The 25,845-nt window shown below is 40.7% G+C and carries 23 protein-coding genes; 8 read left to right on the forward strand and 15 right to left on the reverse strand.

The annotated features are described in order from the left end of the window. Positions 1 to 74: 74 nt before the first annotated feature. Positions 75 to 1,745 (forward strand): sigma-54 interaction domain-containing protein, encoded by a 1,671-nt coding sequence (locus tag KOL94_RS14490; protein ID WP_221567109.1) that lies wholly within the window; start codon positions 75 to 77, stop codon positions 1,743 to 1,745. Between the two features lie 243 nt (positions 1,746 to 1,988). Here KOL94_RS14490 and KOL94_RS25310 read toward each other — a convergent pair whose 3' ends face one another. The 4 genes from KOL94_RS25310 to KOL94_RS14505 all read right to left on the reverse strand — a co-directional run bounded on the left by KOL94_RS25310 (position 1,989) and on the right by KOL94_RS14505 (position 5,293). After that, on the reverse strand, positions 1,989 to 2,120 hold the full coding sequence (locus KOL94_RS25310) for a hypothetical protein (protein ID WP_260412326.1): 132 nt from the start codon (positions 2,118 to 2,120) through the stop codon (positions 1,989 to 1,991). Between the two features lie 73 nt (positions 2,121 to 2,193). Then, positions 2,194 to 3,525, reverse strand: coding sequence for an amino acid permease (locus KOL94_RS14495; protein ID WP_221567735.1), 1,332 nt, complete (start codon positions 3,523 to 3,525; stop codon positions 2,194 to 2,196). Between the two features lie 114 nt (positions 3,526 to 3,639). Next, complete coding sequence (locus KOL94_RS14500; protein ID WP_221567110.1) at positions 3,640 to 4,401, reverse strand: dimethylarginine dimethylaminohydrolase family protein; 762 nt, start codon at positions 4,399 to 4,401, stop codon at positions 3,640 to 3,642. Between the two features lie 19 nt (positions 4,402 to 4,420). After that, positions 4,421 to 5,293 (reverse strand): dimethylarginine dimethylaminohydrolase family protein, encoded by an 873-nt coding sequence (locus KOL94_RS14505; protein ID WP_221567111.1) that lies wholly within the window; start codon positions 5,291 to 5,293, stop codon positions 4,421 to 4,423. A gap of 168 nt (positions 5,294 to 5,461) precedes the next feature. Between KOL94_RS14505 and KOL94_RS14510 the strand changes: the two genes are divergently transcribed. After that, entirely contained in the window at positions 5,462 to 6,199 is a 738-nt protein-coding gene (locus KOL94_RS14510; RefSeq protein WP_221567112.1) for an IclR family transcriptional regulator, read from the forward strand. 119 nt (positions 6,200 to 6,318) lie between these two features. On the opposite strand, the gene KOL94_RS14515 is transcribed toward KOL94_RS14510, so the two are convergent. Next, positions 6,319 to 6,591 carry a zinc ribbon domain-containing protein gene (locus tag KOL94_RS14515; protein WP_483298078.1) on the reverse strand — a complete coding sequence of 91 codons (273 nt, stop codon included), beginning with the start codon at positions 6,589 to 6,591 and terminating at the stop codon, positions 6,319 to 6,321. 19 nt (positions 6,592 to 6,610) lie between these two features. Between KOL94_RS14515 and KOL94_RS14520 the strand changes: the two genes are divergently transcribed. The 5 genes from KOL94_RS14520 (at position 6,611) to KOL94_RS14540 (ending at position 12,648) form a co-directional block, all read left to right on the forward strand. Beyond that, a complete protein-coding gene (locus tag KOL94_RS14520) occupies positions 6,611 to 7,153 on the forward strand; it encodes a Na+/H+ antiporter NhaC family protein (RefSeq protein WP_221567113.1) in 543 nt (180 codons plus the stop codon). Positions 7,154 to 7,374: 221 nt separating this feature from the next. After that, entirely contained in the window at positions 7,375 to 8,667 is a 1,293-nt protein-coding gene (locus tag KOL94_RS14525) for a helix-turn-helix domain-containing protein (protein ID WP_221567114.1), read from the forward strand. 383 nt (positions 8,668 to 9,050) lie between these two features. After that, positions 9,051 to 10,586, forward strand: coding sequence for a Na+/H+ antiporter NhaC family protein (locus KOL94_RS14530; RefSeq protein ID WP_221567115.1), 1,536 nt, complete (start codon positions 9,051 to 9,053; stop codon positions 10,584 to 10,586). A 32-nt stretch (positions 10,587 to 10,618) separates the two neighbouring features. After that, positions 10,619 to 11,938: an argininosuccinate lyase gene (gene argH / locus KOL94_RS14535; RefSeq protein WP_221567116.1), complete on the forward strand. Its 1,320-nt coding sequence runs from the start codon at positions 10,619 to 10,621 to the stop codon at positions 11,936 to 11,938. A gap of 152 nt (positions 11,939 to 12,090) precedes the next feature. After that, entirely contained in the window at positions 12,091 to 12,648 is a 558-nt protein-coding gene (locus tag KOL94_RS14540) for a hypothetical protein (RefSeq protein ID WP_221567117.1), read from the forward strand. A 168-nt stretch (positions 12,649 to 12,816) separates the two neighbouring features. Here the strand turns inward: KOL94_RS14540 and KOL94_RS14545 are convergent, their stop codons facing one another. Beyond that, positions 12,817 to 12,975 carry a hypothetical protein gene (locus tag KOL94_RS14545; protein WP_221567118.1) on the reverse strand — a complete coding sequence of 53 codons (159 nt, stop codon included), beginning with the start codon at positions 12,973 to 12,975 and terminating at the stop codon, positions 12,817 to 12,819. 178 nt (positions 12,976 to 13,153) lie between these two features. On the opposite strand from KOL94_RS14545, the gene KOL94_RS14550 reads away from it, so the two are divergent. After that, positions 13,154 to 13,441, forward strand: coding sequence for a hypothetical protein (locus KOL94_RS14550; protein ID WP_221567119.1), 288 nt, complete (start codon positions 13,154 to 13,156; stop codon positions 13,439 to 13,441). Positions 13,442 to 14,259: 818 nt separating this feature from the next. Here KOL94_RS14550 and KOL94_RS14555 read toward each other — a convergent pair. From KOL94_RS14555 to KOL94_RS14595, 9 genes are all read right to left on the reverse strand, one after another. Then, positions 14,260 to 15,162, reverse strand: a complete 903-nt coding sequence (locus KOL94_RS14555) for an AEC family transporter (protein ID WP_221567120.1) — start codon at positions 15,160 to 15,162, stop codon at positions 14,260 to 14,262. A gap of 23 nt (positions 15,163 to 15,185) precedes the next feature. Further along, the gene (locus KOL94_RS14560) at positions 15,186 to 16,619 is read right to left on the reverse strand and encodes an aldehyde dehydrogenase family protein (protein ID WP_221567121.1); all 1,434 of its coding nucleotides are present in this window, start codon (positions 16,617 to 16,619) and stop codon (positions 15,186 to 15,188) included. Positions 16,620 to 16,641: 22 nt separating this feature from the next. Beyond that, the gene (locus KOL94_RS14565; RefSeq protein WP_221567122.1) at positions 16,642 to 17,532 is read right to left on the reverse strand and encodes a class II fructose-bisphosphate aldolase; all 891 of its coding nucleotides are present in this window, start codon (positions 17,530 to 17,532) and stop codon (positions 16,642 to 16,644) included. A 13-nt stretch (positions 17,533 to 17,545) separates the two neighbouring features. Continuing rightward, entirely contained in the window at positions 17,546 to 18,277 is a 732-nt protein-coding gene (locus KOL94_RS14570) for a GntR family transcriptional regulator (protein WP_221567123.1), read from the reverse strand. Then, on the reverse strand, positions 18,258 to 19,430 hold the full coding sequence (locus KOL94_RS14575; RefSeq protein WP_221567124.1) for a diphosphate--fructose-6-phosphate 1-phosphotransferase: 1,173 nt from the start codon (positions 19,428 to 19,430) through the stop codon (positions 18,258 to 18,260). Before KOL94_RS14575 ends, KOL94_RS14570 begins: the two co-directional genes overlap by 20 nt. Before the next feature lie 14 nt (positions 19,431 to 19,444). Then, entirely contained in the window at positions 19,445 to 20,779 is a 1,335-nt protein-coding gene (gene sftI / locus KOL94_RS14580) for a sulfoquinovose isomerase (RefSeq protein WP_311775147.1), read from the reverse strand. A gap of 96 nt (positions 20,780 to 20,875) precedes the next feature. Next, positions 20,876 to 22,927 (reverse strand): alpha-glucosidase, encoded by a 2,052-nt coding sequence (locus tag KOL94_RS14585; protein WP_221567126.1) that lies wholly within the window; start codon positions 22,925 to 22,927, stop codon positions 20,876 to 20,878. Positions 22,928 to 22,953: 26 nt separating this feature from the next. Next, entirely contained in the window at positions 22,954 to 24,723 is a 1,770-nt protein-coding gene (locus KOL94_RS14590; protein ID WP_221567127.1) for a solute:sodium symporter family transporter, read from the reverse strand. A gap of 38 nt (positions 24,724 to 24,761) precedes the next feature. Beyond that, on the reverse strand, positions 24,762 to 25,424 hold the full coding sequence (locus KOL94_RS14595; RefSeq protein WP_221567128.1) for a DUF4867 family protein: 663 nt from the start codon (positions 25,422 to 25,424) through the stop codon (positions 24,762 to 24,764). Between the last annotated feature and the right edge of the window lie 421 nt (positions 25,425 to 25,845).

Below are 25,845 nucleotides of genomic sequence, written 5' to 3' on the forward strand. Positions count from 1 at the left end.
TTTATAGTTCAATAAAAAATAGGTGTATTATTTATAACGATGGATTGATTTTTTACATTCGGGGAGGTGGAAGGATGCCTTTTAAACTGCCACAGGTTAAAGAGCTTCTGAAGAATGATTTTACGTTTCAAGAAAAAGCTACTAAACAAGCAAATATGAATGAACGATTAACTTTTTTCTATAAAAATGACGAACTTTTCTCTCAGTACAAGCAAAAAAGCCCACAAAAAAGCACCTGGATAACCTCAGATTGTAGTACGGAGGAATTGATTGAATTTTTGACTGATCATGCCTTTGTATTAGTGAAGGATCAAAAAAATAACCCCATCGGTTACATTGATCGAGGTACATTTTTCAGAAACCTTTACATGTCCTATCAATGCTTATTTGCCTATTACGATGCCATCATGGAAACGATGGAAGCCTCCGTTTCAGTAGTAGACAATAATGGAATCGTAAGGGTTTGGACTGAAAAAGCGGAGGAAATCTTCTCGATAAATAAAGAAAATATACTCGGAAAACCGATGACAGATTTTTTTGATAAAGATAAGCTCGAAATATTAGAGACTTTAAAAACGGGAAAAGCACTTCACCGTCACCAACACTTAGCTAGGGCTGATCGATTTGTATTGATCAATACCGCTCCAATCAAAATTGGCGGAAAAACGATTGGTGCCGTGGCTTCTGAAATCGATACAACCAGTCAAGTAAAGCTGAATCAGGAGTTGTCCCAGACATCTGCAAAACTCCACCACCTGGAACGCCAGGTAGCTGAATTGAATTTATCCACCAACCCTTTTGAAAAAATCAGAGGGAGCAGCAGATCTTTAAAGAAAACAATCAACAAAACAAAGCGACTCGCTTCGACGAATGCGACAGTTCTGATCCAAGGAGAAAGCGGTGTAGGAAAGGAACTATTTGCAAAAGCAATACATGATCTTAGAGAGAAAAAGTCAGCTCCCTTCATTCCAATCAATTGTGGTGCAATTCCGTCTTCATTATTCGAAAGTGAGTTATTCGGTTATGAAAGAGGGGCATTTTCAGGCGCAGATCAGAAAGGGAAAAAAGGAAAGATTGAACTGGCTAAAGGAGGGACACTTTTTTTAGATGAGATTGGTGAATTGCCACTTGAGATGCAGGTCAAACTTCTCAGGGTGATTCAAGAGAGGTCTTATTATGCAGTAGGTGGAACCAAAGAACTCCAAGCTGATATCCGTATCATTGCGGCGACAAATCAGGACCTGAAAAAACTGATAACGGAAGGGAAATTCAGAGAAGACTTATACTATCGATTGAATGTCGTCAACCTTGTCATCCCTCCTCTAAAAGATCGGACCGAGGACATTATTGAGTTGACCCACTACTTTTTATATGAATTCTCCACAAAGTATCACCGGCCAATCCATGGCATCTCTCAACAAATCATGAAAGATTTATTGAACCATACCTGGCCCGGGAACGTCCGGGAGCTTCGGAACGTGATCGAACGATTGGTTGTATTTTCAGTTGATGGAGTCCTTCAGAGAGAAGACTTGCCGTTCCTGGAAGAAGAACACCGGAACAGACGATTTGTGAATCCTCATAGCGATCAAGGGTTAAAAGAACAACTGGAGGATTGTGAAAGGGAAATCATCATAAATACACTAAAGAAAATGTCTGGTAAAAAACAAGTTACAGCTGATTCACTAGGCATTACCAGAGCCACTCTTTATAACAGGATGAAACGGTTGAATATCCCAATGTAATAAACTTTTTTCAAGGTACCAACCCCCCCTAAAAAGAGAGCTCTCTTTTTAGGGGTTTTTATCTCTCTCCAATACGCCCCAACACACCATCAACAACCCTAAAAACACAAAAAAGGAGTAAAACGCCGAGCGTTTTACATCCAAATTGTGACAAATAGCGGCGAGAGGCTTACGAAAGTCCACTTTTCTTTTTCGACAGGTGTCTCAGTTCCAAAACAGAAGGTCGTCCCCAACCCTCATGCCTTACATCAATTTCGCTTGGACTTTTGAAGCAAACTCCCTCTCCCCTTTCGTGCATGTCTGACTTTCCCAACTGACAAGCTCGCATAACAGCGCGCGAAGTGAATCAAGAGTATCCCATAAATATCGACTCATGTAAAAAGCCTCCTTTAAAGCGAAAATTGGTAAGCCGCCCCTTTAAAAAACAAAGCTTATGATAGAAAACCGCTTATCTATTCGAAAGTTTAAACCGATAAAACAGCATACAGAATATAAAAAATCCTACTCCATAATAAAGTCCGATGCGCTGAGTTGGGTCAAACGCCAAGAATACGAGAATGAACGAGCAAAAAGCGAGACAGAACAATGGAAGGAAAGGATACAACGCAACTTTGAATTTCAAATCGTCCAATTTTCCGCCTTCTTTCAAAAATGTGCGACGGAACATAAACTGGGACATAGCGATCCCCATCCACGAGATCGTAACTGCCATCCCCGCAATCGACATAAGCAGGACGAACACAGTATCCGCTTCCATGAAGCTAGTTAACAATGACAAGAGCGAGAAGAGCATCGTGAACACCAATGCTGTAAACGGAACTTTCCGTTTGGAAAGGCGGCCGAAAATCTTAGGTGCCATCCCTTCATGCGCCATCGACCATAGAAGCCGTGTTGATGCGTATATACAAGAATTCCCGACAGAAAGGATCGCCGTCAAAATGACAAAATTCATGATGTCCGCTGCAAAAGGGACACCGGCGATTTCCATCATCGTCACAAACGGGCTTTTAAGCAGGCCGATTTCTGATGCAGGAAAAATAGCTGACAACACTACCATCGAGGCAATGTAGAACACGATAATCCGTATCAGCACATTCCGGATCGCACGCGGGATATTTTTTTCCGGGTCTTCACTTTCCCCAGCTGCAATTCCGAGCAGTTCGGAACCTTGATAAGAAAATATGACATTCATCATCGTGATGAACACAATTGCGATCCCTGCTGGGAATAATCCCGAAGGCGCTAAATTTTCAAAAAAGGGGGTCGGGCGGTCATTTAATGGGATCAATCCAAAAATCGCTGCAAAACCGATGATGAGAAACGCAATGACAGCAACAACCTTGATCCCTGCGAACCAATATTCAGCCTCGGCAAAACCACGGGTCGTCAGGGCATTGAGTAAAAAAAGCATCGCAATGAAAATCGTACACCAGATCCAGACAGGGCTATCCGGAAACCAATGCTGCATCAGGATCCCCGCTGCCGTAAATTCCACACCGGCTGTAGCGGCCGAGCCGACGAAATACATCCAGCCGAGCGAAAAGCCGACAGATGGACTGATGAATCGTGAAGCATAGGTCTGGAATGATCCGGTTACAGGCATATAAACTGCCAGCTCCCCTAGACAAACCATGACCATGTACAAAATTAACCCACCAAATAAGTAGGCAAGTAAGGCCCCTCCAGCTCCAGCTTGGTTGATTGTAAACCCTGCATTTAGAAAAAGCCCTGTACCGATTACACCACCGAGCGACAGCATGAACAAATGACGGCTCTTCATGGCACGATTTAATCGGTTGTGCGTTTGACCTCGATCCACTTCATCCTGTTTTTGAACCTGTTCCAACAATTCAATCCCACCTTTCTACCCCTCAAATAGAAATATTGATCAATCTTAAAAACGTAACGATAGGCAGCTTAAACCGCCGTCCTGTTTCTGGAATTCGGACATTTCCAGTTCAATCGTTTCAAATCCGGCATTATTGATCTGGCGCTTTGTCTCCTCGTATCCTTTTGGAATGATGACATAGTCATTGACACGTATACAGTTGGCCGAATATTGTTCTTCAGGTGGAACAGTGATTTTTTCATATTGTTGAAATTCTGGATGATCAAGGAATTCACCCGCAGCTACGATCAACTCCTTTCCAAGATAGGAGATACCTGTTTTAAGATGGAAGAACTCCTTTAAGGGAACGATCGTCCCTTTATAGCCCTCTGACTCCAAGATATCTTTCAATTGACGTGCACCTTCTTCATTCGTACGGTCGGAAATACCGATATAAAAGTGATCTTCTACTTGGAGGATGTCCCCACCATCCAACGTTCCGGGCATTTTTATGTAATGGAATTTACCATAGAATTTTTGAAGAGTCGTTTCGATTTCTCCCGTTTCCCCGTTTCGGGATGCAGTCCCCGGGTTCGAGATCACAGCGAATTCCGGTGTCAGGACAGCGGTATCCTCTACAAAAGTCGAATCCGGAAAATCCTCATTGGCTGGCAAATACGTAACGGAAACGCCGCATTTTTTCAAAGCTTCTACATAAGCTGCATGCTGTTCTAACGCTTTTTCATAAATAGGTGTTCCAAGGTCGGATGTGGTCAATCCCTTCACGTAACTTTTCCCTGGTTTCTTAACAATGACATTCTTATACATTACTTATTCCTCCAATACTTTAATTACGCACGACTGGGCATGTTAGACAAGTCGGCCCACCGGTGCCTTTATAGCTGATTTCGTATCCTTTGTACTCATAAACCGTAGCTCCCGCGTTAAGCAGCTGCTTTTTCGTCGAACGGGTCCCCTCAACGATCATACAGACACGTGGAGCCAATGCAAGTACATTACAACCAAGGTTCTGGTATTCATCTTCCGGAACTTCGATCAAGCGGATACCACGATTGATCAAAAGCTCCCTGAAAAATACAGGTATCAGCCGTGAATACACGACCGCAAGATTTTCATCCACCAAACTGATGAGCGACATAAGATGGAGACACTCTTCCTCACCATTGTCATGCGTAAGAGGGACAACGATGAATTCATCAACTTGATGGGCAGTCATTTCCCTTAATTGGCGGATCGCTTCATCGTTTGTACGGTAACCCCGTCCAACAACAAGTGTCCTGTCGTCAAGCCAGACGATATCACCGCCATCGGCAACAGCATCTCCTGTCAATTCACCGATTATCGGGATATTCTTATCTGTGAGAAACCTTCTGTATGACTCTGTTTCAGGCTGTCTTGAACGTTTCCCAGATTTTAAAAGGATCGCTCCTTCTTTCGTGAACTTGACAGGATCATGTGCATAGAGGGAATCCAAACCCACTTCAGAGGATGCAGGCAAATAATCGATGTTCGGGACATGCTTTGCCAAAATCAAAATGAAATCTTGATATTCACGTAGTGCTTCATTGAAGTCGGGCTCCTCGATGTAATTGAACAATTCCCATTGCTTGCTGACATTCTCCTGGCTGATGAATGCTTCTTTTGGATGCTTTACAATCACACGTTCCAACGATCTGAACATGGATGAACAATATGTCATATCTTCACCTCTTTCCGTTGAACGGAAAATAATTCCGTCAAAAGGAATTCATGTTATTAATATAAAGAACTGATAAATCGATGTCAATATATTTCTAATTGTTTGAATTTTCGGGTTTTTACTTCGAAAATGACAAAATGTATAATAGGAGTATTAGGGGGTGCTCCAATGCAATCAATCGATCGAGCAATGAGCGTAGTAAAAATACTGTCATCCAATTCAACGGAGAGCTGGCTATCCATTACAGAACTATCCAAAAAATGCGAACTTCCCGTCAGTTCCATGCACCGTCTGCTAAAATCAATGATCAAGCATGAAATGATCCAGCAAGACGAGCGGACCAAATTATATGGACTTGGTACGGTTTGGCTTGAATATGGCCTGCAAGTATATGACACGATGGATTATGTAAGCAAAATAAGACCCGAACTAGAAAGGCTTGTACACGAAGTAGAGGAAAGCGTCTATCTCAGCAAGCCTATAGGGACAGAGGCTCTCATCATCGAACGGATCGATTCCGAGAAAAGTTCAATTCGGGTATATGATCAACTTGGTATACGAATTCCGATGCATATTGGAGCGGCTAACAGAGTAATGCTCGCCAATATGCCCGAAAAACAAGCGGATACCATTATCGAGGAAGTCCTTCCTGAGCAGGAAAGACCGAAGCTTCGGGAGATTTTGAGTGAAACGAAGAAATTGGGTTATGGAGTCAGTCATTCGGAAAGAACGGAGGGGACATCTTCTGTTGCTGTACCGGTCCTGAGTCATTCAGGTAAAGCGGAAGGTGCCGTAAGCATCAGTTTCGTCAATTTCAACCTGACGGACAGCCGCCTTGAATTCCTGATTGAAAAAGTTGTAGAAACGGGTAAACGGATTTCTGCAAAATTAGGTTATCTGGGCTAGGTGAATGACCCCTCCTTAACACCCTTTCGGGATGTTTGAAGAAGGGGCTTTCTGTTTCGCAGACCGTTGCGTAGAGTGGTTTCCCACTGCGTCTTACATAATATCTCCACAGGCGTAGATTAAACTGTTCGGACACAACCTTGCCCTACAGTTCGTATGATTCTGTTTGTCACAAGTAATTCTTCTAATGCTTTTTGAAGGAAGTTTAGTGCTGTGTTTTGGTGTCTATCCAACACTGTTCCGCATTTTGTACAAATATGAGTACGAATAGAAAGTGACTTCTTCACACGGTTCCCACAATAGGAACAGTCTTGAGAAGTGTATTTTGGTTCTACTTTTTTCAGTAGTCCTCCATGCTTTTCGCCTTTATACAAAAGTATGTTTCGGAACATTCCCCAACCTGCATCCGAAATGGATTTAGATAACTTTCTAAATATCCGTCATATGCTTTATACGACCGTTCCTGGACTCATCATCGTACTTGGCGTTTACTGGTACCTGGGAAGGCAATTTACTTCCGATTTGGTTGATGCCGGGGAAATCGACGGTGTGTTGAATACGCTGCAGGATCAATTTCTTGTCACACCATGGCTTCTCCTGATCCCTGTCTTTGTTATTCTTCTTGTTTCCCGTAAGGTATCGGCTCTTCCAGCCCTTATTGCCGGTGTGATTCTTGGTTCATTGACCCATGTATTTGTGCTAGGCGGCTTCGCAGCGGATACTGTTAATTCTATGCAGGTCGGTTTTAGTATCGAATCAGGAAATGAACTGGTGGACGAGCTGATGAATCGTGGTGGAATTGATGAGATGATGTACACCATCTCTCTCATTTTAGTTGCAGCTATCTTTGGTGGTGTTATGGAGAATAGCTTCACGAAATGTGCCCCCCATCCTAACAAGCCTTTCAATGTCTCCCCTCCTTCTACTTCCAAAATCACCTGTCTGATTCGTTAAATTTCATAGATAGTTTCCATCTATGAAACAACTCCTTACTTCGGTTGGCAATAAATGGATTTTAGCCTGCACTAACCTTATTCCGTTTATTTATCTCATTGGTATAGTAACGCTTGAATGCTGTTGAAAATTCCTCACCACCTTCAATATGCTATAATAAAAATTAACAATCAAAGCTATCAATTCAGAAAATTAAGATAAAGAATGGAAAGATGGTATGTATGTATAGAATCGGAGTTGTTGGTCCTAGAACCTCTGTAGAACGGATGATTTCTATGGCGGAAGGGTTCGGGGAAGATGTAGAGTTTGTTCCTTATCCTTATGCTGAGTTTCAGGAGACACGTCAAATTGTTTCAAAACATGAACATGACGTGAATGTCTGGCTCTTTTCTGGTAAGCTTCCCTATATGATTGCGAAAAAAGTGCTAGATTCAGATGAACATTTGGTGTACACCCAGCACACGGAGGCTAGTCTTTATAAATGCTTTTTGAATATGGCTTTTTATCAGGGAAGCATTATGGACGAAGTAAGTATTGATGAGTTGATGGATAATGAACTGAATGAGACGTTGGAACAGTTGCGTTTACCATTGGGAAAAGTATATGTTAAAACCTATGATGTTGAAACAAATGCTGATGACTTGTTTCATTTCCATCTTGATTTATGGAATAAGAGGAAAATAAAAGGGGCAATTACCTACTTTGAGGGGGTCTATCAAAAATTAAAAACGGCTGGAGTTCCGGTTTATTGGTATACACCGAGTCGATTGGAAATCAGTCAGACACTTCGAGTTCTTGCGGAGAAAGTGAAAACCTTTTATTTTAAAGATACTCAAATTGGCGTAAAAATTATTGATATTGAATCCTTTGATAAAATTAAACAACAGGCGAAAAGGCCTTATGATCTCCAGTTCTTAGAATTGGAGTTGAAGAAGACTTTGATTCGGCTATGTGACCAATTAGATGGTTCTCTGATGGAAAAAGGGAACGGACGCTATGTGATTTTCAGCACAAGAGGAGCGATTGAGCGAGGGATCGGACTGGTGAAAGAAGCGGTTGAACAGTTAGCTCTTCATGCGGAAACGTTGGTAGCAGCAGGCATCGGATACGGAGAGACGGTGTTTTCTGCTGAAGTGAATGCACTTCTGGCCATTCAGCAATCGAAAGAAAAATCAAGCCGGGATATCATCATTGTTCAAGAGGACGGAACGGTGATTGAATCAGTGGGGGAAGAAGAGTTGGTTTACTCTAACCTCATGAACGACGATAAAGTATTACATCGTCTCAAACAAGCAAATGTTAGCTTTAAGACATACAATAAAATGGTGGCTTTGATTAAAACAATAGGATGGACGAGCTTTACGACTAGTGATTTGGCTGCCCACCTCGGGTTAGAAGAGCGAAATACCCGAAGGATTGTGGCTTCGTTAAGTAATGTTGGATTATTTGAGTATATCGGTGAAAAGTCCTTATCAACACGTGGCCGGCCGAGTAAAATGTATCGATTAAGTTAAAGTAAATGAAAAGCATCATCGCAATGGCGATGATGCTTTTCATTTCTTTTGTTTTTTTATAAGTAGTTAGAGACTTAAAATTGGACCTCTCCCCTCTGAAATTAAGCATATAAAAGGTTATAGATAAAGTTATACTAACCGGAGCAACTTGTGTTTTAACCTTACTAAGATCTTTCCTGAAGAACTACTTTGTAGAGACAGGAATATTTTCGAAAAATTGTTTGAAAAAAATGAATTGTTTAAATATAATTAAGGGTAAATATCCTAAATGAACCCGAATTTAAGGTGAAAGGGCTGTTTTCTTATTTCTATTAACAACTAATTGGAGAAGGAAGAGGTGTGTTCATTTATTTATTAACAATCATTTTAAAGGGGTGTAGTGTATGGACCATATGGGGGTACTGTCTTTAATTCCTCCTATCATAGCGATTGTAATGGCTTTGTCTACAAGAAATGTCATTATTTCATTATTCCTAGGGTTGTTTTCAGGAATTCTGATACTGTCACATTTTAATCCATTAAACTCGGTTAAAACGGTGATTGGCGATTATTTCTTTTTGCAAATTACAGACAGCTATAACGCTGGAATCTTAGTACTGTTAGTTTTTATCGGTGGGTTTGTTGCACTTTTAGAAAAATCAGGAGGCGCGGCTGCTTTTGCTTCTAAGATTGCAGACGTGATAAAGAATCGAGTTCAGACTCAGCTTGCCGCATGGTTAGGTGGGATTGCGATTTTTTTCTCTGAGCTAGGAACACCGTTAATCATCGGGCCTGTTTTTGAACCGATTTTTGATAAAGCTAAGGTTTCAAGAGAGAAATTGGCTTGGATTATTGATTCAACGGCTTCGCCTGTCTCAGTGATGATTCCTTTTATTGGTTGGGGTGTGTATATCATAGGACTCATCAATACAGAATACGAACGTTTAAATATCACAGAATCAGGCTGGGATACCTTTATACAATCTATTCCTTATTATATTTATCCTATTTTAGCCGTTCTCATTGTTCCTTTAATCGTCATCACGAAGCTGGATTTTGGACCAATGGCTAAAGCAGAAAGGCGTGTTTTGGAAACAGGACAACTATTTTGGCCAGAATCGAAACCAATGCGTAAACCAGAAGTGTTCATGGAAATCAAGGAAAACAGCAGTAAACCGATTCTCGTTTGGTTTCCGATTCTCGTTTTATTAGTCACTATTGTCGGTTTGTTAATTCCACTTGGATTTCCATTTAAAAAAATTGATGGAAATGAATTTAGAATTGCCTTAACGACGGCATATTTATTTGCAGCGCTATCCCTTATTGTATTAATGACGCTATACAAAGTGAAAAAATTAGCTGAGTCCTTTGACATTTATTTTTCCGGTATGAAAAGAATGATGGATATTCTTATTATATTGGTACTTGCCTGGTCACTCGGTACAGTTCTTGACAAGATGGGAACAGCTAAATATATTGTTCAATTAATAGATGGAAATATCCCTCTGTTCCTGGTACCAGCCATAATATTTGTCGTCGGTGCTTGTATGTCCTTTGCAAATGGAACCTCATGGGGAACCTTTGCCATTATGCTTCCTTTAGCGATTCCGTTAGCTTTCCACCTTGATGTATCGATGTACGCATGTATAGGGGCTGTCATCTCAGGTGGAATATTTGGAGATCATTGTTCACCAATCTCAGATACAACAATCTTATCCTCAACCGGTGCAGGAACGGACTTTAAAGATCATAATAAAACCCAGGTTCCTATTGCCTTGTTTAATGCGGCCATATCGGTTATTGCCCTTGTGGTTGGGGGATTAGTTGGCTTCGAAACGACCATTTATATAGCAGTGACCTTAATGGTGGTCGGTGTGATTTTTCTTACTAAGTTCTACAATCGAAGAACACCATCGTCTCATGAAAATTATTTGGCATAAAAGATATTTGTTACTAGAGGAGGAGGTTACTTGTGAAGCTTTGGGGCGGGCGTTTCCGAAATGATGAAAATAAATTAATGGAAAGCTTTAATAGCTCACTTGCTATTGATAAAAGACTAGTCTGTGAAGATATTGCCGGCAGTCTGTCGCATGTAAAAATGCTTGTCGAGAGCAAAATTGTGACGGGCGAAGAAGGAAAGAAAATGATCGAAGGATTAAACTCAATTTTAGCCGATATTGAAAATAATAACCTGCTCATTGATGGAGAATATGAAGATATTCATAGTTTTGTAGAGGTGAATTTGATTAAGCGAATTGGTGAAACAGGTAAGAAGCTTCACACTGCAAGAAGCAGAAATGATCAAGTTGCAGTCGACATGCGCTTATATGCGAAAAAGAAATCGTCTGAAGTAATGGAAGCCATTGAATTACTTCAAAACCGTTTAAAAAAGAAAGCAAATGAAAATCCGGTGATCATGCCGGGGTACACCCATTTACAAAGAGCTCAGGTCGTCACGTTTAAACATCACCTGTTGGCCTATTATCAAATGATGGATCGAGATAAAAGGCGAATTCAGAATGCTATGTCGATCATGGATGAAAGTCCACTTGGGTGTGGAGCTTTAGCTGGTACGACCCATTATATTAATCGAGAGATTACCGCCAAAGCATTAGGTTTTAAGAAGCCTGTCGATAATTTCTTAGATGGGGTCAGCGATCGCGATTATTTGTTGGAATTAATGTCGTGCTTCTCCATCGTCATGATGCACCTCAGCAGGCTAAGTGAAGAGCTCATCCTATGGAGCAGTCAAGAGTTTCAATTTGTGGAAATCGATGACGCTTTTTCCACTGGAAGTAGTATTATGCCACAAAAGAGAAATCCTGATTCCGCAGAATTAATCAGAGGAAAAACCGGCCGGGTATATGGTTCATTACTTGCTTTATTAACAACCATGAAAGGATTACCTTTAGCTTATAATAAAGATATGCAGGAAGACAAAGAACCGTTTTTTGATTCACTAGATACCACACTGTCTTGCCTAGAGATCATGTCCGAAATCATTGCCACCTTGAAGGTGAACAAAAAAAACATGGAAAACGCAGTGAAAACCGGGTTCCTTAATGCCACAGACTTAGCCGATTATCTTGTGAAAAAAGGAGTCCCTTTCCGAGAGGCACATGGGGTAGTAGGCTCCATCGTTATTTACTGCGAGAACTATGAAAAGGGCATCGAAGATTTAACATTAGAAGAATTAAAATCTCTCTGTACAGTTATTGATGAAGATATTTATGAGTATATCAATTATCAAAAAAGCCTGAATAGGGGTATAAAAAGCAAGTTAGTAGAATAGATTTATATTCAAAGACCCATCGACTCGTATTTGATGGGTCTTTTCTTGTATTTTGTGAGGAAAGAACTAAGCACTAATGAAGGCAGAAGCAACGGATGAAGGTTATTTAGAGGCATCCTGCATGAAAGAATTTCTATTAAAAGGTGATAACCATGAAAACCGTAAAGGTACCTGCATTTTTACATGAATTATTTGGACAGAGAATATCTTTATTGGAGCTGTGGTTAACGGTTTTATTTTGTACAGGGATGACACTATCAATTTTGATATTGACTTACGGTGAGTGGCAGCATCTTTCATTTTGGCAAGTTATCATATTTACCATTTTGATAGTTGATATTACAGGTGGTGTCGTTGCAAACCTTTCCTTTTCGACCAATTCATACTATAAAATGAACTCCAATAGACGATGGATTTTTATTTTAATTCATGTCCAGCCCATTATAATTGCCTGGTTACTTGGAGGTTACTACATGGTCAGTTTCACTGTGTGGGCATTTACGATTGGATCTGCTTTTACCGTAAATACTATGATCAATCATGATGGACAGCGTACAATTGCCATATTTTTATCGGTTTCGGGAGTGAGTATGCTACTCTTATTGTCCGAAGCAGTCCCCAAAGTTTTACTTGCTGTATTATCTTTATATATGTTTAAAGTGATTTACTGTTTTGCCGTTGATCATTATGCTAAAAGCGAAAATAAGTGATTGTATTCCGTCTTGGTTTAAGACTTTTTTCAAACTATTAATTCCTACAATTTTAGGGGTTGAGAGCTTTTTATCAAATTTCCAAATCACTGATTACACATGAGGATCGACAAAGGGTTTACCTGGACCCCGCCACCCGAGCGAAAGTTCATTAACAATATCACTAATTTAAATAACTAATTGCAGACAAAATCCCGGGATTGGTTTTTCTTCTCCAGTAAGTTCGGTTATTTTATAGAAAATTTCACGTTTGATTTCATCATTTTCTAAGATTACTGGAGTTATCAAATGTTTTTGTGTAAGTTGGTAAGTTATCATGATTGCCATCTACATCAAACTCTTTACCCGAAATTCTTTGTGATTTTCTCAGTGTAAGTATTTTTAATTTACTTAAATAAGTACTCAAGAACAAAAGAAGTCTATTTACGACAAATTAACCCGGTATATAAAAGGATCATCTTGTGACAAACTAATAGTAAGACTTTTTAAACGGGGTGGAGTTTCGATGAAAACTATTTTTTCTCTTAAAGTATCTTCCCATCGTTTTGGTTTATCAAGTTTAATAGAACTTTACAAGTTCTGCCAAAGTTGTTCCAGTAGCATCTATATTTATGTGAAAGATAAAAGTTGCAAGGTCGAACATTTGCCAAGCCTAGTTTCGTTTATGATAAGTCTTGAATATCGGGATCTTATGATTGTTGTTGAAGGAGAAAATTCGCTGGAAGATAGAGAGCTTCTTGAAGAGTTAATAAAAAAATCGAATGATCCTATTAAAGCTAGAACTTTACAGTGAGCGGGTTAAATTCAAAAGTTAAATAAATAAACCTACAAAACCAGGAATAAATGTACACCTACCATTCTTTTTACCTAAAAAATCAGTACTTTCTGATCCCAATCTTTTTTGATTTTTACAAATAAACCATACATTGGCTATTATGACCTGTGATTGTTTTATGTGTAAACAAAAAATACCAGAAAGGGAATTAATCCAATTGTTTATCAGTTTGGAATTTTCACTTAGTGTTCATTTAGTATTTAAGCTAATCTAAATGTTCCAATACTTCCTAGTAGTGCCTGAACAGAACAGCCTGTTCCAGGAAAAGAAGGAACAACCCATGAGAATACTCTTTTCTCCATGGGTTGTTCTCCATTAAAAGGCTTTTGGGTCGGCCCTATCTCTTCCCTCAATTCACGATTGGTCCACCGAAAAGACCATAATTCTTTTTTGACTGTTTTATGAAGTAAAGAGCTTTTCAATATGTGAGGTGTTTTCAAAGCGTTGCATAATAATTTTCTACTCTAGTCAAATTTTCATTTATACTATTTATTACCACTCATCCAATCAGCCGCTTTCCCTGCGAACAAGAGTAAGATTATTCCCAGTACAATTCCATAGATTGGCGCATATTTGTATATACTTCTTAACCCCACTCCCGCAGAGATGAAAAATAAACTCAAAATAACTAATAGTGTAGGAACTATTATAGGAAGTCGCATCAACATATCTCCTCTGCAAGGTTTAATTTTTTTCTGTTGAAACATAACAAGGTCAGTAATCAACTACTATTTTCCATAAAATTGCCATTGTTCTATTGAATGTTAGTGATTCGTTTACATTGTCAATTGGATAACAAGTGGTATTGTAATCAGACTTACGACTGTTGTTACTAATGTTGCGGTTGAAACATTTTGCGGTTCAGTCTGAAACTGGATTGCAATCATGGTCGTATTTGCTGCAGTAGGTGTAGCAGCCATAATGATCATGATTTGCTTAGTCATCTCATCCAGAGGCATCTGCCACACGAACAGTGCTGCAATAATAGGCGCACCAATAAGTTTTAAAGTTAATGCCGTAGAAAGTTTTTTCCAATCCACTTCTTTGACTCTTATATTCGCAAGCTGCATGCCTAGCGTAATCATGATGACAGGAATAGCTGCATCAGCGATAAAATCGACGCCCTCCATTATACCTTTATCCAGTGGGATACGAAGATATTGGAAAGCAAGACCGATCATAGCTCCATAGACCATCGGCATTCTTTTTATAGATTTGAGAGCCGCTGATACGCCGCCGCCCTCTGGACTCCCTTTTGCGGCATAATAGACTCCGAGCGTACTCATCAATAATTGTTGGATTACCATTAAAATGATAGCTGTTTCCATTCCTGCTGCCCCAAACAAAAAGAAAATGAGGGGAGTACCATAATTCCCGTTATTCATGAATGCTGAAGCTAAAATCAAACCACTACGTTCCGGTTCACTATATCCATATACTTTTGATAGAACACTTACCATTACAATGATAACTGTGCACAATCCAATCATATAGAGTGCTAAATATCCATAAGAAGTATTTATAGGCTGCTCATAAAAAGTGCGGAAAACCAGAAAAGGAACCATTACATAGATTGCAAGTTTAGATAGGATATTTGTATCCAGTTTCAATAATCGCTGTGCAAAATACCCTACCCCAAACACGAAAAATATAGGCAGCATAATACTTATTATGGACATGGTTCATTCTCCTTATCACAACGCTATAAATTAAAGACCACAATCCGTTCCTCTGTCATTTCTTCGATGGCATATTTCGGCCCCTCTTTTCCACTTCCGCTTTTCTTAACGCCACCATATGGCATATGATCCACACGATAACCGGAAGTATCATTGATGATAAGGCCACCCACCTCTATCTGATTTGCCGCTTTCATCGCGAATGCAAGGTCATTCGTAAACAATCCGGCTTGGAGGCCATATTCTGAATCATTGACCCGAGCAATCACATCATCTACATCATTATAAGTCGAAACGGCTACGACCGGTCCAAATACTTCTTCTCTACACACCTTCATATCATCGTTCACATTTGAAAGAATAGTAGGTTCATAAGATACACCATTTCGTTTTCCACCTGTTTCAACATTTGCCCCTTCTTTAATAGCTTCGTTGACCCAATTTTCTACTCTCACAGCCTCTTTTTCAGCAATCATCGGACCAATATTCGTAGCTTCATTTTTTGGGTCCCCTACTACAAATGAATTTGTTACGTCTTTCATTTTGTTCAGGAAGGATTGATAAATTTCTTCATGAACGTATACTCGCTGAACAGAAATACATACCTGTCCCGCATTGTTGAAACTTTTCTGAGCAACCAGAGTAGCAGATTGTTCAATATCAGCATCCTTATGGACGATGGTCGCCGAGTTATTTCCTAATTCTAAGGATACCTTCCGTAGTCCCGCTTTTTCTTTAATCAGTCGACCAATTTTCGGGCTTCCTGTAAACGTAAACATATCAACGTCATCATTCCCAAGAAGCCAGTTTCCGATCTTCGGACCTGCTCCTGTCACAACATTCAATCGGCCGACAGGTAAGCCTGCTTTTTCGAATATTTCGGATAACACAATCGCAGACACAGGGGTAACTTCAGCTGGTTTTAATACAACACTGTTCCCCGCAGCTAACGCAGGGCCAACCTTATGGCAAACTAGATTCAATGGGACGTTGAAAGGGGTGATCGCTGCCACTACGCCAACCGGTACTCGTCTTGTAAAAGCTTGTCGATTTTCCGATCCAGGCGCGGATTCAACAGGAACACCCTCTCCATGGATCCGCTTTGCCTCTTCTGCTGAAATTTCTAATGTCAGGGCTGCACGTTCCACCTCGCCTCTTGACTCGGAAATCGGCTTTCCCACTTCTTCAGCAAGGATTGTTGCTAACTCCTCGAGACGTTCTCTTAGGCCTTCAGCTGCATTTTTTAATACGGCATATCGCTCATATGGATGAAAGGATTTCGTAATGGCTTGTTTTGCTGCTGTCACCGCATCCCGGACATCTTGCTCTTCTGCAACAGAAATTTTTGCAATTACTTGTTGTGTATATTTGTTTAACACATCGGAAGTTGTTCGTTTCACGCGCCATTGCCCATCAATGAATAAACCCAGATTTTCAATTGAAACTGTTGTGGTCATACAAAACATACCTCCCTATAGATTATAACGTCATTACCTTTTTGGCCGATAAAAGCACTTGCGCTTTTTCCTGGCTTCCGAACACTCGAATCTTTTCCTGAACCTTTTCTTTCATCCGTCGTTTCCCATTGCCTAACGAATTGGCGAGTACAAAGTCTTCCCTATTTTCATCGAAAATTTCCTGAATTCCTCTTGTAAATGCCTGTCGAAGTTCTGTATCCACATTAATTTTGGCAACACCGAAAGAGATTGCTTTTTTGACCTGATCATCCGGAACATCAGACCCTCCATGAAGGACGATAGGGCGTTCTACGGCTTCGGAAATTTTCTGAAGTCTCTCAAACCGCAGATTTGGTGTTTGCTTATAAATACCATGAGCAGTTCCAATCGAAACAGCCAGGTAATCAACTCCTGTTGCTTCAACAAATGCGGCTGCTTCCTCTGTTGTTGTAATGAAAGCATCCTTTTCATCTACTGTTATATCGTCTTCAGTACCACCGATTTTTCCAATCTCCCCTTCACTTCCAATTCCAAGCGACCTTGCTATATCCACGACCTTTTTGGTTGTTGAAACATTCTGCTCAAATGAAAGTCCTGAACCATCGAACATCACCGATTGAAACCCTAATTGAATCGCTTGCATCGTTTGTTGGAATTGACGGCTATGATCAAGGTGAATGGCAACAGGAATAGAGTAATCCTTTGCAAAGCTTTCGATCAGAACCATCATGGGCTCAAGACCGATATTTTGAATGACTTTTTGCCCCACCTGGATCATGATTGGTGATTGTTCTTCTTCAGCAGCTTCCAAAATCGCTTGGATGGTTTCGGCATTATGTGCACTGAACGCACCAACTCCATAACCGTTTTGAAGAGCATGCTCTAACATTTCCTTCCCATTAATAAATGGCATTTGTTTCTCCTTTCTACCTATCCAGTTCAATATTATAGTGATACTTGTCGCTTCGGTATTTGGTTTTTGTGTATTCAATGGGATGATCATTTACACCAAGACTTAACCGTGTCATTTCTAACAGAGCTTCACCTGGGCGGATCCCTAAAGAATCAGCTTCATTGATCGTTGCATTGATGGCTGTGATTTTTTCGTTCGCACTTTTTAAATAATAATTATATTGTTCGAGTACTTCATAATATCTCGCTTGGTTCAAATCACATTTGATTAAAATGTCGCCTATTTCCTTTGGCCAGCATGTACGCTCAAGTGCAATAGGAATCTCGTCAGCAAAACGTATCCGTTCAACTAAAAGAACTGGTTCGCCTTCTTTCACTTTAAGCATATCCATTTCATGATAGAGATCTTCTTTAAATTCTGCTCTTAAAAGTTTCGAGTGTGGAATTTGGCCTCTTTCTACCACTTCCTCCGCAAACCCCCGAAGTCTACCCAAATTTCCAACAAGACGTTGTGATTTGACAATGGTACCCCGCCCCTGCTTTTTTTCAAGTAAACCATTTTGTACGAGAATGGAAATAGCCTGCCTGATCGTTGTACGACTCACATCAAATTCTTTAATCAGTTCTTGTTCAGTGGGAATAAGGGTGTTTGGTTTCCATGCGCCATTTTGAATACGCTTGATCAGAACATCTTTAACTTGTAAATAGAGTGCTCCGCTGTTTGGGTTAAATTTGTTGGTCGACATATAAGTCTCTCCTTTGGATCGGTGGAGGATAGGTAGGTAATTCATCGCCTACAAGAGGGCGTAGCCATTTGTAGTAGCGTTCACGATTATCGATAAAGTCCGCAGGCATCACTCTTTCGCCTGCTTTTACCACATCCTCCAACTGGACTGGTTTCATATCTACATTATAACGAACATCGTCATCTCTTTGTATGGAAACCATCATTCCAGTCCAGCCTTCTTTAACCCACTTTCCTCCTGTGATTCCTGTAAGAAAAGACTCATACTGGTCTAAGCTTGATACAGATTGTGAGCTACTCCTTTGATTGATGCCTAAAAGCTCTGAACGGACCGTTACATTCAACTCTTTTTTTATGAAGGTTTCTACTTCTTCTGAAATACCTCCCAGGATAGGACGACCTTTGACTTTCTCTCGTTTAACTTGAACGCCGTCGCACCAACTGACCCCTTCACTGACAACTACGGTTGCACATCCATACTTGCGAACTGCTTCTTCTACAGAGCTTAGCAATTCAAGTTGTTTCAACGGGCGCTCTGGCAGGGCAATAAAGTGGGGACCTTCCTCTTCAAAGGTTTTTAATAATCCGCTTGCTGCTGCAAGCCACCCTGCATTCCTTCCCATCGTCTCCAGAATACGTACCTGTTCAAAGTTTTGCATGGCATGAAGATCACGACTGATATCTCTTGTTGCCTGAGCCACGTACCTTGCAGAGCTTCCAAACCCAGGTGCATGATCCGTACAACCTATATCATTGTCCACTGTCTTCGGAAGCCCAATCACTTGTAAGCCATAACCCATATCTTCAGCGGCTTTCTCAACTTTGTACAATGCCTCCATCGTGCCATTGCCTCCGATGAAAACAAGAATTTCAATCGAATGTCGACGAAGGTTCCCTACAGCTTTTTCTATATTTTCATCAGTGAACGGATACCTCCCTGAACCAAGGCACGCTCCAGGAACATTTTGATGTCTTAAGACCCAATTCGTATTTTCCTCGTTTCCTTCCATTAAATCGTCACGAACGAGCCCTTCATATCCATTTCGAATGAAAAACAAGGAAAAATCAGATCTCATTTCTTTTACAAAACCGGCAAGCGTCGAATTTATAACGGTTGTAGGTCCGCCGGCTTGCCCTATGGCAATCTTCTTCATGATTCCGACTCCCTTCAATCCCTCGTAAAGACAATAGTCTCTAATCCCAGCTGCCGGCCGAGCTCGACTAACTCTTCTGCAACATCGTCATATACGAGCGCATAATGAGGTTCAAAACCTTCTTCCATAATCTGATATAGCGTTTTGTTTACATCTGTTTCAAGCTGAACTTCCACGGAAGTACCGTTAAACCGTTGAGGTGTATCAAGTGCATTGCCGCGCATGACAAGCAACCGATATCCTTCTGGCGTGTAACCGACACGGAATAGCGTAACACGCCCAGGTTTTAAGCCGAATTCCATTGTAAAGCCCAATTTACGGTTCGGGTGAACGCCGGATTGTGCCCCCTGGGACGGATGGGCTAAGGAATAGGCACCCGCACCGCAGTGCCAGAATACAACTGAGTTGCTGGCTTCATTCAAATGAACCATATCTCCTAAGTAAGGAGCACTCCCATCTGTCAGCTGCTGTAATATGAACATGGAGATGGAACCATGAATATCAGACTCACATGACGATACGACTCCATCTTCAGTGAATTGTGAAAGTGTTGAACATGCAGCTGCCCCTAATTCATTAAAGAAGTCTGGCCAGCACCGAATCGCAATTGCCGATATATGTTCTTCTTCAATCTTTTCTTTTACATAAGTTGAAAACTGTGCAAAACGCTCTACCGTTTCATCATTTCTGTTCAATCCGATCACTTGTCGTTCTGCGCGATCGATCGCACCTTCCCATTTTTTTCGGGGAAGCTTGACACATTCTTCAAAAGCCTGCTGAAGATCAAAGCGAGAGACCGTGACTCCCATTTGTTGATGTAATTTATCTTCATCCGTTCCTGAGAAAAAGAACCCTGGGGGATGTTCTCCGACGACTCCGATCTTTAATTGTTTAAGTTCTCCTATTAATCGATGTACCTGTAGTTGTTTTTTCATTTTCTGTTGAACATGTGCTTCATCGGCATTTCCAAATACGAATGAGTAAGGATGATTCATACATCGGAGCACATGACTCGTACTATTACCTCCTGTAAGGGAGTTTAGCCGAAGTCTTCCGCCTATGCTCGGTTCACGTACAGACCAGACTACAACGGGGGCTTTAACGTTTTCAATTAGAGTTTGGACAAATTCGCCATCTGCGAATGTCACACTTTGATAAATCGTTGTAACAATTTCATTTCTATCATCTATATCTGCTAAAAATCCATCCAGCTCTTCAGGAGAAGTAATGATTTCCCCCGGCTCGATTAATTCATCAGCGATTTGTTCCAAAAATTCCACACTGTTGTTCCGCTGTTCTTCACCAGCTTTCAAATCGAAAGTCTTCCTGCCGATTGGTATATAAAGCACCTTATTTGACAACGTTGGTCACAACCCTTCTCCGCGGTGTTATTTCTACTATAATCATATCATAGATAATGACCTTTTAAAATAGGTAGTTATGTTTTATCTTTCAACACTTTCATTAGCGACTTTATCGAACAATTCTCTATAAGGTGATTGTTTCTTGTAAAAGACAGGCGGTTGTCCGATTGAAGCATCTACCTCGATGTCACCTCCGTGATATTCTTTTCCACTCCAGAAATGGACCCATTCATCCTCAGGAAGGTACACGTTCCAGGAGGATCTTCCTTCCTCATATACTGGAGCGACAAGAAGGTCTGCCCCTAACATATACTGATACTGAATGTCGTATGATCTAGAATCTTCTTCATACTCCATGAATAATGGTCTTTGGACAGGGATCCCTTCCTCAGCATTTTGTTTCACAAGACCCTTCATATAGGGGACTAATGATACATAAACATTTGTCATTTTCACAAAATGCTCTAGTGTTTCATCATCTCCATCGTATTGAAAACAATCATCTGGACGGTTCCCTTCATGGGTCCTCATGACCGGTGTGAACGCAGCCATTTCCACCCAACGAAGCAATAGCTCCTTGGATCGTTTGTTGCCATGTAGACTGGTGTAACCACCTATGTCACTATGATGGATCCCACAACCTGTCATACCCGCTGATAATGCTGCAGGGATCACAGAAGCCAATCCATCATCCAGGCTCCAGTCGACACTTTGATCACCTGCCCAGAGCAATGGACAAGTTGCCTGAGTTCCGGTATATCCTGCACGCATAAAGTAAACGATATCTCCCCATCTTCCCGCTTCCTTTAAAGCATCATGATTCACCTTTGCCCATAAAGCAGGCCAAGCATTATGCATGATCGTTGCAGGTTTTCCGTTGGAAAGTTTGATGTCAGTAGGCAAGTATTCACCGAAATCAGCCATCCAGCCGTCCAGGCCAAAATCAATCAAGTTTTCCTTGATTACAGACTTATACCATTCATAAGCTTTTTCATTCGTAAAATCAACGACCCCACAATAAAATTCACCAAAATCGACAAGGTAATCTCCACCGTCTTCAGCTAGCGCCAGGAACCCTTTTTGCTTAGCTTCTTCATATAAATGGCCTTCCTTCACAACATATGGGTTGATATAGCCCAAAAAGCGAATGCCCCGCTCTTTCCATTCATGGATCTTTTTATCGAGATTCGGATATTCTTCCGGATGCCATTGCCAATTCCATCTCAAACGTTTACCGAAAGAAGTCACCCTTTTCCCTTGCCAATCCTGGCACCAAACCGCTCCTACTTTCAACCCTTTTTGAAAGGCACGTTCAAGCTTTTCTTCCACGACATCTGTACCACCTTGAATGCCTAGCCATATGCCGTTGTATGACCAATCCGGCAGTTCAGGTTGTCGCCCTAATCGTGCTGTCATACGTGTCACAAGCTTTTTATAAGTAGATGCTCGTTCAAAAAGGATATGGGATGGGATTTCCCATATTTGTAATTCATGAAAATCGTCATGCCGGAAATCAAAATCTGCGTACGCTGTCGTTTCAACATGGCAGAAATACTTTTTTGTAGAGATGAACGTCGGTTGAGGGAAATTGGTATTGTAATAGTCCCCTCCGGCTTGATCTTTTACATCAGCCTGCCATGTCGTATAGGTTTTCTTATTCCTTCCGACACCCGGCTCAGACGTCCAGAGCGGGAAGTTTTTCCCTCGCATATTAAAATGAGATAATTGTTCTCCACACCCGTAAACTTTCTCCTCTTTATCCGCATGGACTCTTATCCAAAAACGATTAAGAGATTTGTCCTTCAAATCAAAGTCTACTTTAAGAGCATCGTCATCTTGAGTCAGATGAATAGACAATATGTGTTTGTCACCGTAGGAACGACGGAACAAAATTTCATATCCATCTTCGTGTTTTGTAACTGTCGCATCTCCTAGCGGAACACGTTCAACAAGGTAATCTTGAATCTTGAAGTTACCCCGATACATGTCAATTGTTTCTTCACCACGACCAACAAAGATAAACGGTCGGTTTACAAGATGTTCGAAAATCAAGCAACCATCAAGTCGCACTTCAAATCCATCGTTTTCTTTTTCAATTACGTTAAAAGATGTCTCTGATGTATTCACTGCCATAACGTTTCCCTCTCCCTTCTTGATGGTTAAGCTGTTTTATTGTTCGTAATTCGAACAGCTTCTTCATGTTTCTTTTTAAGATATCCAGCATATTTCTTATTCCAGCTCTTCAAGGCGAACGAATAACAGATTACAGTGATTATTAACAGAACGGCAACTGAAGGAAAGAACCAATTCGATACGATGCCTTCAGTGTAAGCAACACCAATTGGTGAGAATAATAGATACATACCGACGACTAAACTGATCAGAACAACCGTAACTGGCATCGTGTACTTCCAAGGAACCATATCCACTTTTGAGTTTGCTTTAAACGTAAACGGCTGTGGAAGTGGACGAATTTTGCCAAAAACCATCATAATCGCTACCTCAATGATAAACAGAATCGCTGAGATATGGATGAAGTTCATCGTGATCTCAATTCCAAAGAACTGAGTCAATCCCCAAACAAGCATATAATACGTGATGACATGAAAAATGATCGCAACTTTAGCACCAATTGAAGGGATACGTTTGGAAACGATACCGACTAACACAATAGCAATGATCGGGATGTTGAAAAATCCAGTAAATTGACGGATCAGATCCCAGAGACCTTGAGGTGCATTCATGAGCATAGGAGCAATAAAGAAAGAAACTAATGCAAGTATACTCCCGAAGTATTTACTGATCGTGATGACTTGCTTATCTGTTGCGTTTTTATTGACTCCTGCTTTATAAATGTCTAAAGCGAACATTGTGGCGGCACTGTTTAAAAGAGAGTTGAAACTAGAGAAAACCGCCCCCAGTAAAACAGCAAGGAACAATCCTGACATAAACGTCGGCAATAGATTCGATACGATTGCAGGATAAGCTAAATCGATCGGATTCAACTTGTCTCCGTATAAATGGAACGCAATGACACCCGGAATCATCATTAAGAATGGGACAGCAAGTTTATAGAATCCTGAGTAAAGAACACCTTTCTGCCCTTCAGCAAGGCTTTTTGCTCCTAAAGTACGCTGAATCACATATTGATTGGTTCCCCAATAGAACATATTCATGAAAATCATACCAGTAAAGATTGCACTAAAAGGGACGGAATCTGTCGAGGATCCTACAGCATTCAGCTTTTCTGCGTGCTGCGTAGTAATTGTCTTCATTCCTTCCAGCATATCGCCATTACCAAGCGCGATAAATCCTAATATCGGAACAATGAGCCCGATTACCATCAAACCAATCCCATTTAATGTATCCGATATCGCAACCGCTTTCAATCCTCCGAAAATTGCATATATGGCGCCAATAATCCCAATCACCCAAATGGTGACCCAAACAGATTGTTCGAAAGAAATACCCAAAAGCTCCGGGACATCAAATAGTTTTAGTACAGCAAGAGCTCCTGAATACAAGACAGAAGGAATCGTTACAAATACATAACCTAACATAAATAAAATAACCGTGTAACGTCTTACCCCCTCATCATAACGAGTACTTAGAAAATGAGGAAGTGTCGAGAAAGCACCGCCAAGGTACCTTGGCAATAGAATCAACGCCATGATTACAATTGCAAAAGCTGCAGTGACTTCCCAGGCCATGTTGGACAAGTTGGACCGATATGCTTGTCCATTCAATCCTATCAGCTGTTCCGCCGAAAGATTAGTCAGTAAAAGTGAGCCTGCGATGAACCCACCCGTCAACCCACGTCCGGCAAGAAAGTATCCATCTGAATCATTGACCGATCCCTTCGATTTTTGGTACGATATCCAACCTACCAATGCCATGAACAGCACACAAGACAATAACGTAAACCACATATTCGTTATTCCTCCTTTTTTTATTATAACGTTTATGGTTATTCTGGATAAATTAACGAAACATTAGGACCTTTTATTCCTACATGTGCTCCGCTCGATACAAAACGCTCTGTATCGGGATGGGTAATCAACCATTTGTTACGCATGAATAATAAAGGATCTTTTCCTTGTTCTTCCTCTGAAAGCGGTGTATTGGTACCGCGTGGTAAGACGACAGCACATTTGAATCCCTCAGTTGTCACCTTACATGGAGCAAGATGAAGGGTCGTTTGATACAACTCGACAGCCATTCCTCTCGGAACAAAAAATCCTGTAACATCCTCTACGGGAAATGACCCGTCAACCAGATCGTTTAAATGCCCGACAAGAAGGACGAAATCCGTAATGGAAACATTAATTTCACTACCTTTGTGGTATTCAAGAGCATTCAGGCATGAGTTATTACCATTACAATAGCCGATTTGAATCTCCATTCCCCCGTAGTAGGTCGTTTCAAGTAATGGCTTTAAGTCTCCCTCTTCCCAAGATGGTACTGAAGGAACATATACATTACCTGTTCTAGGAATTTCGTTTTCTTCCATAAGTTGTTCCATTTTCAATACTGGGAAATCTTCTATCACTCTTCCATACTGTAAAAAGGAAAGATCCCTCACATCAGCGAGATTAAGGGAAGAGTTAAGCGTTTTCAAAACATTTAGCATACTGTCCTCCATTTGGTATAGCTAGATTTTAGATTTCATTATTACCTTTAAAAATTCATAGTAACCTTTTGTGATATTATATTGTAAGTGCTTTCAGTAATCAAGGGGTTTTAGGAAAATTCTTAAAATTCCTATTTTTAGAGCGCTATTCGGGAGGTATTTGAAATCCCTTTGAATCCAATCCATGGTTAAACCTTTTTGTAGAGGATTCTATCCAGCGCGTTTGTTATGTAGTTTAATAGGTTCATAGCAATCAAAAACCTTAATGCTGAACAAACGTTACACTCAGGATATTTTTAAAAATATTTAGGTATCTTGGGAATCTTTCAACCCTCCACTTAAAAATGATCCGAGGATTTGAAAAGATACCCGATAGCCTATACCAGACAAGAGTTAGAAGGTTAATACTCAAACTTTGGAA

Origin of the sequence: Alkalihalobacillus sp. TS-13, from assembly GCF_019720915.1 — a bacterium.
GTDB lineage: Bacteria > Bacillota > Bacilli > Bacillales > Fictibacillaceae > Pseudalkalibacillus.